This window comes from Nocardia canadensis, from assembly GCF_032656385.1.
In the GTDB taxonomy this organism is placed as follows: domain Bacteria; phylum Actinomycetota; class Actinomycetes; order Mycobacteriales; family Mycobacteriaceae; genus Nocardia; species Nocardia canadensis.
Genome location: NZ_JAVCWB010000010.1, coordinates 924136 through 938893, shown reverse-complemented (window position 1 = coordinate 938893; position 14758 = coordinate 924136). Strand labels below are relative to the sequence as shown.

Below are 14758 nucleotides of genomic sequence, written 5' to 3'. Positions count from 1 at the left end.
ACTGCGCGACCACGGCAATCCGCGGACGATCTCCGCGCCCCTTCTGCTCGACCGCATCGAGATTCGTTGTGTCGACGCACGAATCGTCTGAGTCGTCGAACTCATTAGTTAGTACTACGAATCGATGGTGACATGACCCGCTCCGCGATCTGGTAGCCCCCACACATACTCGGCAGGGGGCTCGGGGGAATTAGCGTGTTTCGCGGAAGGATGTTCAGAGGTGACCGGTTCGACGTTCGACGTCGCGATTGTCGGTATGTCCTGCAGATTGCCGGGCGCCGCTGATCTCGAGGGGTTCTGGCAGCTGCTCAGTCAGGGGCGGGCCGCGATCGGGACCGCGCCCGCCGGGCGGGACGCGATCACCGAGCGGGCCGGATTCCTCGACACCGTAGGTGATTTCGATGCCGACTTCTTCGGTGTCTCGCCCAACGAGGCACGTGCGGTCGATCCCCAGCAGCTGCTGGCGCTGGAGCTGAGCTGGGAGGCGCTCGAGGACGCCGGGCTGGCGGCGCCGGGGCACCGGTCGCGGCCCTATGGCGTGTTCCTCGGCAGCACCGGCAGCGATTTCGCCGAGGTCATGGCCCTGCGCGGCGGTCCCGGCGTCAGCAGACACGCGCTGTGGGGGACCGGGCGCGGCATCATGGCCAACCGGATCTCGAACCACTTCGGTTTCGGCGGACCGAGTCTCGTGGTCGACAGCGCCCAGGCATCGTCGCTGGTCGCGGTCCACCTGGCCTGTGAGAGCCTGCGCAGCGGCGAGAGCGAGGTGGCGCTGGCCGGCGGCCTGAACCTGATCCTGTCACCGTCCAGCGGCGCGCGGATCGAGCAGTTCGGCGCGCAGTCGACGCGGGGCGCCTGCTACACCTTCGACGCCAGGGCCGACGGGTTCGTGCGCGGCGAGGGCGGCGGCATCGTGGTGCTGAAACCGCTGGACCGGGCGATCGCCGACGGCGACCGCATCCACGCCGTGATCCGCGGCAGCGCGGTGAACACCGGCAACGAACGCAGGGTACTGAGTGCCCCGAGCCGGGCGGGGCAGGCGGCGGCGATCAGCGCCGCATTGCGCGCGGCCGGGGTCGACGCGTCCTCGGTGCAGTACGTCGAATTGCACGGCACCGGAACACCGGCGGGCGATCCGGTGGAGGCTGCGGCCCTGGGTGACATCTACGGCGCGGACCGGGCACCGGACGCACCGCTGGCCGTGGGCTCGGTCAAGACCAACATCGGCCATCTGGAAGGCGCCGCCGGCATCGCGGGCCTGATCAAGACCGCCCTCTGCCTGAGTCGCGCAGACCTGGTACCCAGCCTGAACTTCGACTCACCCAATCCACGAATTCCCTTGAACGACTTGGGCTTGCGCGTAGTGACCGCCAACGAGGGCTGGTCGACCGACACCGTGCGCCGGGCCGGAGTGTCCTCGTTCGGCATGGGCGGTACGAACGCCCACGTGATCCTGGAGGAAGCCCCGGCGGTCATCCCTCACCACGGGACAGCTGTCGCCCCTTCTACCACTCACCGTGGGCAATTCGCCACCGCGCGCACTGCACGCGGTGGGGTCGACGTCGGGGTGGTGCCGTGGGTGTTGTCCGCGCGCACCGAAACCGGTGTGCGGGCCCAGGCGGAGCGGTTGCGGAAGTGGTTGGGCGGCCGTCCCGAGCTGGATGTGGTCGATGTCGCGCATTCGCTGGTGACCACCCGGGTCGCGATGGAGTGGCGCGGGTACGCGGTCGGCCGGGATCGTGCGGAGTTGCTGGCCTCGTTGGCGGCTGTGGCGGGGTCCGGGGCGACGATCGTCGAGGCGGCGCCGCGAAAGGTCGCGTTCGTTTTCCCCGGGCAGGGCAGCAGGTGGGCCGGTCTGGCGCTGGGGCTGTTGGCGTCGGACCCGGCGTTCGCCGAGTCGATCGCGGATTGTGAAGCGGCGCTGGCGCCGTACGTGGGCTGGTCGCTGCGCGCGGTGCTGCGCGGCGACGAGGGCGCGCCGTCGGCGGATCGCCCGGACGTGGCGCAGCCGGTGTTGTTCGCGGTCATGGTGTCGATGGCTCGGCGGTGGCAGGCGTCGGGCGTTGCGCCGGATCTGGTGCTCGGCGACGGGCTGGGCGAGATCGCCGCCGCGCACATCGCCGGTGGGCTGTCGCTGGACGACGCGGCGCGTGTGGTGGTCGTCCGGTCGCGGACCGAGGACGCCGCCCGACAGCGGCGAGACCTGGCGTCGATCCGACCACGCTCGGGGGCGGTCCCGTTCCGCTCCACGGCCTCGACCGACCCGGTCGACACCGCGGACCTGGATGCCGAGTACTGGCTCCGATCGCAGCCAGCCCCGGGCCGGTTCGCCGAGGTGGTATCCGCGCTGATCGCCGACGGCATCACCGGATTCGTCGAGATGAGCCCACACCCGTCCCTCACCTCCGATCTCGCCGACGTGGCCTCCGACACCGTCGCGGTGCTCGGTTCGCGGCGGTTGGGTGAGGACGGTCCGGACTGGTTCGTCGCCCTGCTCGCCCAGGCCTACTGTGCAGGCCTGCCGGTCCGACCGGACGCACTCGTCACCGGCGGATCGCGAGTCGATCTGCCGCCGTACGCATTCCAGCGCCGGAACTTCTGGTCCGGAACCCCGAGGACCCTTCCCCCGGGCGTCTATTCCCCCACCGAGCGCGATGCCGCAGGACTCAGGGCACCGGATCTCAGCGGAGTGGGTGACGGCACCGCAGGGGTCCCGGCAACGCAGCTCGACGACCCGGAGCGCGACGGCACCCGGTTCAGCGCCTCAGGGCGGGGGGCTCTGGGCCACGAAGATCCGGCATTCGGAGTGGCGGGCCACAACGGCGCGCAGCCGACGACCACGGCGAATGGTGCTGGGGAGCAAGGTGATCAGGTCCGGGTAGATGCTCGGGACGACACCGACCTGGCGCGGACTCTCGCCGCCGCACCCGAATTCCAGCGCGACGCACTGGTTCTCGACATTGTGCGGCAGCAGGCCGCCGCGGTCCTCGGCCACGAGTCGCCGACGGCGATCCACCCCGACCTGCCGTTCACCGAGAGCGGCTTCGACTCGATCAGCGGTGTGGAGCTGCGCAATCGGTTGACCACGGCCACCGGTGTGCCGCTGCCCGACACCCTCGTCTTCGACTATCCGACCGCGACAGCGGTGGCGGGGCTGCTGCGGGCCCGTGTCGCCGGGCGCGGGCAGGACCGGCACCGGGTCTCGCGGCGCACGACCACCGACGAACCGATCGCGATCGTCGGCATCGGCGCGCGTTTCCCCGGTGGGGTGGCCTCCGCGGAGGATCTGTGGGACCTGATGATCGCGGGACGCGACGCCATCGGTGAATTCCCCACCGATCGCGGGTGGGACCTCGACCGCCTCTACAACCCTGATCCTGGTACCCCGGGCACCGTGTACACCCGCCACGGCGGATTCCTCGACGGTGCGGGCGATTTCGATCCCGGCTTCTTCGGCATCAGCCCGCGCGAGGCCTTGGCGATGGACCCGCAGCAGCGCGTGCTGCTGGAAACCGCCTGGGAAGCGCTGGAGGACGCGGGCATCGACCCGACCTCACTGCGGGGCGGCGACACCGGCGTGTTCGTCGGCGCCTGCTCCTCGGGGTACGCGCGCCGGGTGACCGGTGACCTGGAGGGGTTCCGGCTCACCGGTACCTCGCACAGCGTCATCTCCGGCCGGATCGCGTACGTGTTCGGCCTGGAAGGGCCCGCGGTCACGGTGGATACGGCGTGTTCGTCCTCGCTGGTGGCGCTGCATCTGGCGTGCCAAGCGCTGCGTCAAGGGGACAGTTCGCTGGTCCTCGCCGGTGGCGTCACCGTCGCGGCCAGCCCGTACCTGCACGTCGACTTCGCCCGCCAGCGCGGCCTGGCTCCGGACGGCCGGTGCAAGCCCTTCTCGGCCGCCGCCGACGGCGTGGCCTGGTCCGAGGGCTCCGGCGTGCTGGTGCTGGAACGGCTCTCGGACGCGCAGCGATCCGGCCACCAGGTGCTGGCCGTTGTCCGCGGCAGTGCCGTGAACCAGGACGGCGCGAGCAACGGCCTGACCGCGCCGAACGGTCCCTCCCAGGAACGGGTGATCGCGCAGGCGCTGGCCAACGCGGGAATCACGGCGGCCGACGTGGATGTCGTCGAGGCGCACGGGACCGGAACCGCCCTCGGTGACCCGATCGAGGCGCAGGCCCTGATCGCCACCTACGGCCAGGGTCGCGCGGACCGCGAGCCGCTGCGCATCGGTTCGCTGAAGTCGAACATCGGCCATACCGTGGCCGCCGCGGGTGTGGCCGGGGTGATCAAGATGGTGCAGTCGATGCGGCACGAGCGGTTGCCGCACACCCTGCATCTCGATTCGCCGTCGCCGCATGTGGATTGGTCGGCGGGCGCGGTGCGTCTGCTGACCGAACCCGAAGCGTGGACCGCCGGGGAGCGGCTCCGGCGAGCGGGTGTCTCGTCGTTCGGTATCAGCGGCACCAACGCGCATGTCATTCTCGAGGAAGCGCCGGCCGCACCGGTCACCGAGGACGCGCCCGCGCGGACGGCGACGATCACGCCGCTGCTGGTGTCCGGGAAGGGCGAGCCGGGTTTGCGCGCGCAGGCCGCGCGACTGCACGCGTGGCTGTCGGACCACCCCGAGGTGGAGGTCGCCGACGCCGCCTATTCACTGGTCAGCACCCGCGCGCACCTGGATGCGCGCGGTGTCGTGCTCGGTCGCGATCGCGATGAGATCCTCGCGCGGTTGGCCGACCTCGCCGCTGGGGGAACCGGAGCCGGTGTCGTCGACGGCAGCGCCGGTGCGGGACGCACGGCCTTCCTGTTCACCGGTCAGGGCGCACAGCGGATCGGCATGGGCGCCGATCTGTACGCGGCGTTCCCGGTGTTCGCGACCGCACTCGACGCGCTGTGCGAGCACTTCGATCCCGTGCTGGGCCAGTCGCTTCGCGAGGTGATGTTCCACGGCGACAGCGCGGTGCTGGACCGGACCGAGTTCACCCAGCCCGCCTTGTTCGCCGTCGAGGTGGCGCTGTACCGGCTGCTCGAATCCTTCGGTGTGACACCGGATGCGGTGATCGGCCATTCGATCGGTGAGCTGGCCGCGGCCTATGTGGCGGGAGTGTGGTCGCTGCCGGACGCGTGTGCGCTGGTGGCGGCGCGGGGTCGGTTGATGGGCGCCCTGCCCACGGGCGGCGCGATGCTCGCCGTCGCGATCGACGAAGCGCGCGCGGTCGAGATCGTCGCCGCCGTCGGCGATCGCGTCGCGGTCGCGGCCGTGAACGGCCCGTCCTCGACGGTGCTGTCCGGCGATGCCGACGCGATCGAGGAGATCGAGCAGCGACTCGTGGCGGCCGGCGTCAAGACCAGCCGATTGCGCGTCAGCCATGCCTTCCACTCGGCGCGCATGGACCCTATGCTGAACGAATTCCGTTCTGTAGCAACAGCTATCGCCTACTCATCGCCCCGGGTGCCGATCGTGTCGAACCTGACCGGTGAGCTCGCCGGGAACGAGATCGTCGACCCGGAGTACTGGGTCCGCCAGGTGCGGGGCTGTGTGCGGTTCGCCCCGGGCGTGGACGCGCTCGCCGCGGGCGGCGTGCGCCGGTTCGTCGAGGTGGGTCCCGACGCGGTGCTGTCGGCGCTGACCCGGAACTGCCTGGCCGAGCACCCGGAGGTCGAACCGGAGTCGACGGTGGTCGCCACCGCGCGACGGTCGGCCGAGGAGGTGACGCAGTTCGTCACCGGTCTCGCGCAGGCACATGTCGCCGGTGTTCGGGTCGACTGGACTGCGCTGTTCGCGGATCGCGCGGCGCGACGGATTCCGCTGCCCACCTACGCGTTCCAGCATCGCCGGTTCTGGTTGCCGCCGGTGCAGGACGCGCCGCATTCGACCTCGGGTCACCCGATCCTCACCGAGGTGGTGGGCCTGGCGGGTACCGACGAGTGGCTGGTCACCGGCCGTCTGTCGTTGCGTGCGCAGCCGTGGATCACCGATCACGCCTCCTACGGCGTGGTGGTCGTGCCCAGCGCGGCCCTGGCCGAGTTCCTGCTCGCGGCCGGTGATCGAATCGGTTGCGGTGTGCTGGAGGAGCTCACGCTCCAGGCGCCGATCCTGCCGTCCGGCACGGACGAGGTCGAATTGCAGGTACTGGTGCGGGCGCCCGACGCGTCGGGATCGCGCCAGTTCGAGTTCTCCTTCCGGACCTCGCCGGAGGGGGCATGGACGCGCAACGCGACCGGTGCGCTGTCGGCGCGAGCCGGCGATTCGGCCCTGCTCGCGCGCCTGCGCGGCGAGCAGTGGCCGCCGGTGGATGCCGAACCGATCGCCGCCGAGGAGATTCCGGCGCTGATGTCGAACGGCTCCGGCCTCGAGTACGGCCCGGCGTTCACCGGCGTGCGCGCCGCGTGGCGACGAGACGACGTGGTCTTCGCCGACCTCGCCCTCGTCACCGACACGGCGGGGGACTCGGGCCGCTACGGCCTGCATCCCACGCTGCTGGATATGACCCTGCACGCCGGACTCGCCCAGCTGGTGTGGCGTGACGCCGCCGCCGACGCGGCCACCGGCAAGCTGCTCTTCCGCTGGGGCGGGGTCCACTTCCACGCGCCGACGGCCGAGGTCACCTCGCTGCGGGTCATCGCCGTGGCGACCGGCCCGGAGACCGTATCCGTCGCCGCCGTCGATCCGGACGGCACGCCGATCGTGTCGGTCGAGGCGGTGGTGATGCGTCCCTACGACGTGAACGCCTTCCGGAGCGCACTGGCCGACGACGACGCACAGCTGTACGAGGTGCGCTGGGAGCCCGTCGTGGTCACCGGTGGGTCCACGCCGTCGATGGCGGCGCTCGCGGGCACGGTGGTGCGGGGGATCGACGTCTCCGTCACCGTGACCGATCTGGCTGCCGCTGAACAGCTTCCGGATGCGGTGGTGTGGCGGGCGCCCAGCGGTGAGACGCCGGCGGCGGTCCGCGACGGCGTCCTGACCACCCTCGCGACGCTGAAGTCCTGGCTCGCCCACGAGCGATCGCCTCGCCTCGTCGTGGTCACTACCGCGGGCGCCACCCTTCCCGGCGAAACGCCAGATCTGGGCGCGGCCGCCGTGTGGGGCCTCGTGCGCAGCGCGCAGTCGGAGCACCCGGGGCGCTTCGTCCTCGTCGACGAAGATCCCGCCGCGCCGCTGGACGCGGAGCGGATCGCGGCCGTCACCCGGTCGGGGGAGCCCCAGGTCGCGGTCCGCGGCGCGGAGCTCCTGGTACCCAGGCTGACGCGCACGTCCGCGTCGGCGGACACCGGCGCCACGTCGTTCGGCGACGGCACGGTGCTGATCACCGGCGGCACCGGCGGACTGGGCGCCCTGTTCGCCCGCCACCTCGTCACCGCGCACGAGGTCCGCAGCCTGGTGCTGACCTCGCGCCGGGGTCCCGCGGCTCCCGGCGCCGCCGACCTGGTCGACGAGCTGCGGCGCGCGGGCGCCGACGTCCGCGTCGTGGCCTGCGATGTCGCCGACGCCGACGACATCCGGTCCCTGCTCGACACCATCGCCGCCGACGGGCGGCTGACCGCCGTCGTGCACGCCGCGGGCGTCCTCGACGACGGCGTCGTCGAGGCGATGACCGACGACCAGATCGACCGGGTCCTGGCGCCGAAGGTCGACGGCGCGTGGCACCTGCACGAGCAGACCCACGAGCTGTCGGCGTTCCTCGTGTTCTCCTCGGTGTCCGGGCTGCTCGGCACGGCCGGACAGGGCAACTACGCGGCGGCCAACGGTGTCCTGGACGCCTTGGCCGAACAGCGTCGCGCCGCCGGTCTGCCCGCGACCGCGCTGGCCTGGGGTCCGTGGAACCAGGCGGGCGGGATGACCGGCGCGCTGGATCGCGTCGCCGTCGCGCGCTGGGACCGGCTGGGCCTGGGACAGCTCGGTGACGACGAGGGACTGCGCCTGTTCGACGCCGCGCTCGCTCGCCCGGACGCCCGCCTCGTCCCGATCCGGTTCGACGCGACCGTCCTGCGTCGCGAGTCCGACCCCGACACCGTCCCCGCCGTCCTGCGCGGTTTCGTCCGCCGCCCGGCCGTGGCCCCCACGCCCACCCTCCACGCGGTGGGTTCGCTGGGCGCGCGCCTGGCGGGCGTGCCCGAGGCGCAGCGCCCCGCCGTGGTGCTGGCGGTGGTCCGCGACCAGGTGGCCGCGGTACTCGGCCACGATTCGGGTGAGGCGGTCGACGCGGGTAAACCGTTCCGCGAGCTGGGTTTCGACTCGCTCGGTGCGGTGGAGTTCCGCAACCGGCTGGGCAAGGCGACCGGCCTGACCTTGCCGTCGACCTTGGTCTTCGATCATCCGACCCCGGCGGCCGTGGCGAAGCTGGTGCAGTCGCGGGTCGAGCCGAAGGCGGCGAGCGACCCGGCCGCGCGGCCGGGTCGGCGGGCGCGGGCGGACGAACCGATCGCCATCGTCGGCATGGCGTGCCGGTACCCGGGTGGGGTCGCCTCCGCGGACGAGCTGTGGGAGCTGGTGTCCACGGGCACCGACGCCATCGGCGACTTCCCGGCGGATCGCGGCTGGGCGCTGGATCGGCTGATCGATCCCGACCCCGATCACGTGGGCACGACCTACTCCGGGAAGGGCGGCTTCCTGACCAGGGCGGCCGACTTCGACGCGGACTTCTTCGGGATCGCGCCCCGCGAGGCGATCGCGATGGACCCGCAGCAACGACTGCTGCTCGAGGTGTCGTGGGAAGCGCTCGAGCACGCGGGCATCGATCCGATGTCGTTGCGCGGCACCGATACCGGGGTGTACTCGGGCGTGATGTACCAGGACTACGAGACGCTGACCCGGCAGACCCCCGAGGTCGAGGGCTACGTCGTGACCGGGGCCGTGGGCAGTGTGGCGTCCGGGCGGGTGTCCTACGCGCTGGGGTTGGAGGGCCCCGCGATGACGGTGGACACCGCGTGCTCCTCGTCGCTGGTGGCCTTGCATGTAGCCTGCCGGGCCCTGCGCCAGGGGGAGAGTTCCCTCGCGCTGGTCGGCGGCGCGACCGTGATGGCGACGCCGATGGTGTTCCTGGAGTTCTCCCGGAATCGGGGGCTGGCCTCGGACGGTCGGTGCAAGTCCTTCTCGGCGGCGGCCGACGGCGTTTCGTGGTCGGAGGGCGCGGCCGTGCTGGTCGTGGAGCGGCTTTCGGACGCGCGGCGGCTCGGCCACAACGTGCTCGCGGTCGTGCGGGGCACCGGCGTCAACCAGGACGGCGCGAGCAACGGCCTGACCGCGCCCAACGGACCGTCGCAGGAACGGGTGATCGCGGCGGCGCTGGCCGACGCGGGCCTGACGCCGGCGGACGTGGATGTGGTCGAAGCGCACGGCACCGGCACCACCCTGGGCGATCCGATCGAGGCGCAGGCCCTGATCGCGGCCTACGGGCAGGACCGCGACGAGCCGCTGCGCATCGGCTCGCTCAAGTCGAATATCGGACACTCGCAGGCCGCGTCCGGCGTGGGTGGCGTGATCAAGATGGTGCAGGCTATGCGCCACGACACCCTGCCCAAGACCCTGCACGTGGACGCGTTGTCGCCGCATGTGGACTGGTCGGCCGGGTCGGTGCGGGTGCTGGCGGAGGCCGAACGGTGGCCCGCCGGTGCGCGGCCGCGGCGGGCGGGGGTGTCCTCGTTCGGGATCAGCGGCACGAACGCGCACGTCATCCTCGAGGAACCGCCGGTGGTTCCGCTCGCCGCGCGAGCGTCGGCCGCCCCCTCCGGGATCGTCCCGCTGCTGGTGTCGGCGAAGTCCGAGCAGGCAATGCGGGCGCAGGCGGATCGGCTGCGGCAGTGGCTGATCGAGCGCCCGGACGCCGACCTGCGGGACGTGGCGTCGGCCCTGCTCGACACCAGGGCGCTGCTGGAGTGGCGCGGTGGCGCGCTGGGCGTCGACCGCCAGGAGCTCCTGGACGGGCTCGCCGACCTCGCGGCCGGGACGGGATCGTCCAGGTCGGTCGCAGGTGTTGTGGGACAGGGCAAGACGGCCTTCCTGTTCACCGGGCAGGGCGCGCAGCGCCCCGGCATGGGCGCCGAATTGTCCCGGGACTTCCCGGTGTTCGCGGCCGCGCTGGACGAGGTCTGCGCCGAGCTCGATCGCCACCTCGGCGGATCGTTGCGCGCGGTGATGTTCGACGCCCCCGAGGCGGGGCTGAGCCGCACCGAGTTCACCCAGCCCGCGTTGTTCGCCTTCGAGGTGGCGATGTTCCGGCTGCTCGAATCGTGCGGTGTGCTCCCGGATGTCGTCGCCGGTCATTCGATCGGCGAGCTGGCGGCCGCCTATGTCGCCGGTGTCTGGTCGCTCGCCGACGCGTGCGCGCTGGTGGCGGCCCGAGGCCGGCTCATGGGCGCGCTGCCCGAGGGCGGGGCGATGCTGGCCGCGGCGGTGTCCGAGAACGAGGCGATGGAACTGGTGGCCGGATACGGTGACCGGCTGGCGGTGGCCGCGGTGAACGGCCCGGAGGCGGTGGTGTTCTCGGGCGACGAGGACGCGGTCGACGAGCTCGCCCGGCTGTTCGCCGAACGTGGCGGCCGCACGCACCGGTTGCGGGTCAGTCATGCGTTCCATTCGGCCCGGATGGATCCGATGCTGGCCGAATTCCGCACGGTCGCCCAGGGTCTGACCTATCGCGCCCCGCTGCTGCCGATCGTGTCCAATGTGACCGGCGCCGCGGCGGGCGACACGGTACTCGACCCGGAGTACTGGGTGGCCCAGGTGCGCGGCTGCGTGCGCTTCGCGCCCGGGGTGGACGCGCTGGTCGAGTCCGGAGTGCGCCGGTTCGTGGAGGTGGGCCCGGACGCGGTGCTCACCGCGATGACCCGGTCGTGCCTGGCCGAACACCCCGAGCTGGAGGCGAAGTCGGCGGTGCTGGCATCGTCGCGGCGCTCGGTCGCGGAGACGGCCGGGTTCGTCACGGCGCTGGCCCAGGCGCACACCGTGGGGCTGCCGGTGGACTGGACGCCGGTGTTCGCCGGCCGGGCCGCACGACGAGTGACCCTGCCCACCTATGCCTTCCAGCATCAGCGGTACTGGGTGCGGCCGGTCGAGGCCTCGGATGTCCGGCAGTCGGGCCTCGACGACGCGGCCCATCCGCTGCTGAGCGCGATGGTGCGGCTGCCGGATTCCCCGGACGTGGTGTTCACCGGCAGGCTCTCGCAGGCCGGTCATCCCTGGCTGGCCGATCACGCCGTCGCCGGGGTGGCGCTGCTGCCCGGCGCCGCGCTGGTGGAGCTGGCTCTGCACGTGGGCACCGTGGTGGAGTGCCCGCTGCTCACCGAGCTGGTGATCGAGGCGCCGCTGCCCATCGCGGCCGAGTCCGCCGCCGAACTGCGTGTGGTGGCGGGCGGCCCGGACGACACGGGCGCCAGGACGGTGTCGATGTATTCGCGGGCGGCAGAAGAGGATTCGGACCGGTGGGTCCGGCACGCCGTCGCGACGGTGACCGCCGCGCCGACCTCCGCCGCCGGATCCGACCTGGTGACCTGGCCGCCCCCGAACACCGCCCCGATCGCGCTCGCGGACGCCTACGCGGGCCTGGCCGAGCGCGGCTACGAGTACGGTCCGGCCTTCCGCGGGCTCACCGCGCTGTGGGGTGGCGAGGGCGAGGTGTTCGCCGAGGTCGGCCTGCCGGAGTCGGTGCGCGCGGACGCCGCCGCCTTCGGCCTGCATCCGGCACTGCTCGACGCGGCCCTGCACGCGATCCTGCTCGGTGGCCTGGTTCCCGACCAGCCCACCGGCACCGTCGCCGTCCCGTTCACCTGGGAGAACGTCGTTCTGCGTGCCACGGGAGCGACCACGCTGCGCGTGCGCGCGACCTCGGCCGGGACCGGTCCGGGCGGTGCGCGGATCACGTTGACCTTCGCCGACCAGGCGGGTTCGGCGGTCGCCGAGGTCGGCCTGCTGACCCTGCGGTCCCTGTCGACCGACGCGCTCGGCACGGTCACCCGCCGCGCGGACAGCGTCGGCTACGAGCTGGACTGGGTCGCCGCCCCCGGGCCCACCGTCGCCCTCGGCCTGGGCGACTGGACCACCTCCGACGACGCCGAGACCGTCACGATCGACGGTCGAACCGCCACGGTGGTGCGCCTCGACGGCGCGTCGACCGGCACCGATCTGCCCGCCACCGTGCGTGCTGCGATGACGGAGCTGTCCGTGCGGGTCCAGCGCCTGCTGGCCGACGACGGACGCATCGTCGTCGTGACCAGCCGGGCCGTCGCCGTGCACCCCGGCGAGCAGGTGGCCTTGGCCGTCGCGGCGGCCTGGGGGCTGCTGCGCACCGCGCAGAGCGAGAACCCGGACCGGATACTGCTCGTCGATGTCGACTCCTGGGCCGACTACCGCGCCGCCGTGGCCCTGGCTGTGGCGACCGACGGCGAATCCCAGCTGGCCGTGCGGCGGGGCAGCGCGTACCTGCCCCGACTGCACCCCGGCGGGGGCGCGCTCGAGGTGCCGGACGCGGTGGAGTGGGCGCTGACCCCGCTCGACAAGGGCACGTTGTCCAGCGACAACTTCGCGCTGGTCGAGCGCCCGCGCACCGCTCTCGCCCCGGGACAGGTGCGGGTGAGCATGCGGGCGGCCGGGCTCAACTTCCGTGATGTGCTCATGGCCTTGGGTACCTATCCCGATCCGAACGGCCGCATCGGCGGCGAGGGCGCGGGCATCGTGCTCGAGGTCGCGCCCGACGTCACCGAATTCGCGCCGGGTGACCGGGTGTTCGGCTTCACCCCCGGCGTCGCCTCGGTCGCGGTGACCGATCACCGGCTGCTCGCGCGGATGCCGCGCGGCTGGTCGTTCACCCAGGCCGCGGCCGTGCCGATCGTGTACGCGACGGCCTACTACGGCCTCGTCGACCTGGCCGCCGCGCGACCCGGCGAGACCCTGCTGCTGCACGCGGCCACCGGTGGCGTCGGCATGGCGGCTGTCCAGCTCGCCCGGCACTGGGATCTGCGTCTGCTGGTCACCGCCAGCACTCCGAAGTGGAATGTGCTGCGGGAGATGGGCTTCGACGACGATCAGATCGGTGACTCGCGGACCCTGGACTTCGAGCGGAAGTTCCATGCCGGCACCGGCGGTCGCGGCGTCGACATCGTGCTCGATTCGCTGGCAGGCGATTTCGTGGACGCGTCGTTGCGGCTGCTTCCGCGCGGTGGCCGGTTCGTCGAGATGGGCATGATCGACCGCCGCGATCCCGCCGCCGTGGCGGCCGCCCACCCGGGTGTGCGGTACGCGAGTTTCATGCTGATGGAGGCGGGCCCGGACCGGCTCCGGGAGATCCTGGCCGCGCTCGTCGACCTGTTCGAGCGCGGTGCGCTCACGCCGAGCGCGACCACGGCGTGGGACCTGCGCCGGGCGCCCGAGGCATTCCGGCACCTCAGCCAGGCCAGGGGGATCGGCAAGAACGTCCTCACCGTGCCGACACCGTTGCGGCCCGAGGGCACTGTGCTGATCACCGGCGGCACCGGCGGGCTCGGCGCCGTGGCCGCGCGCCACCTGGTCACCGCGCACGGCGCGCGGCGACTCGTCCTGGCGGGCAGGCGGGGTCCGGCGGCTCCCGGTGCGGCCGAACTCGTCGCCGAGCTCACCGAACTCGGCGCACAGGTCGACGTGGTCGCCTGTGACGCGGCCGACCGCGCCGCCCTGGACGCGGTGCTGGCGGCGATCCCGGCGGAGCATCCGCTGACCGCCGTCGTCCACTGCGCGGGCGTGCTGGCCGACGGCCTGCTCGCCACCATGACCGCCGACCGGATCGCCCGAGTGCTGCGGCCGAAGGTCGACGCCGCGTGGAACCTGCACGAGGCGACCGCGCACCTGGACCTGTCGGCGTTCGTGCTGTATTCGTCCGTCTCCGGTGTCATCGGCAATCCGGGGCAGGCCAACTACGCCGCAGCCAACGTCTTCCTCGACGCGCTGGCCCGGTACCGCCAGGTGCGCGGGCTGCCCGCGACCTCGGTGGCGTGGGGTCCGTGGCAGCAGAGCAGCGGCATGACCAGCGGCCTCGGCGAGGCCGACCTCGTCCGGTTGCGGCGCGAAGGTCTGCTCCCGCTGGGCACCGACGACGGCATGGCGTTGTTCGACGCGGCCCTGGCGGGCGGCAGGTCCGCGTTCGTCGCGGTCCGGATCGACCCGGGCGCGTTCGGTGCGGTCGATCCCGGCGAGGTCCGGCCGGTCATGCGCGCCCTGGCCCGGCCGACCCGGCGCAGGGTCGGCGACGCCACCGGGTCGCGGGCGGCGTCGAACGACGCGGCGTCGTTGGCGGCGCGGCTGCTCGGCCGCGGTGTCGCCGAACAGGACCGGCTCGTCCTCGACGTCATCCGTGCCCAGGCCGCGGCCGTGCTCGGTCACGCGAGCGCGGACGCGACGGCCCCGGACAAGCCGTTCAGCGATCTCGGATTCGACTCGCTCGGCGTCATGGAATTCCGCAACCGGCTGAAAACCGCTGTCGGCCTGCAGTTGCCCGCGACCGCCATGTTCGACTACCCGACCCCGGAAGCGCTGGCCGGATTCGTCCGCCGGGAGATCGCCCCCGTCGACGACCCCGCGCAGCGGATCACCGACGAGGTCGACGCACTCGCCCGCAGCTTCGACACCGCCGACCTGTCCGCCGCCGACCGGTCCGGGATCGCCGACAAGCTGGCCGCGCTGGTGCGCAGGCTCGAAGGCAGAGACCCCGGCGAGGTCGACATCGCCGGCCTCGATGCCGCCGACGACCGCGAGCTATTCGACTTCATCGACAACCTCAGCTGA

General features: G+C 72.5%; 1 protein-coding gene. It reads left to right on the top strand.

From position 1 onward, the window contains the following. Positions 1 to 220 precede the first annotated feature (220 nt). Positions 221 to 14758: an SDR family NAD(P)-dependent oxidoreductase gene (locus Q7X29_RS27610; protein WP_316575831.1), complete on the top strand. Its 14538-nt coding sequence runs from the start codon at positions 221 to 223 to the stop codon at positions 14756 to 14758.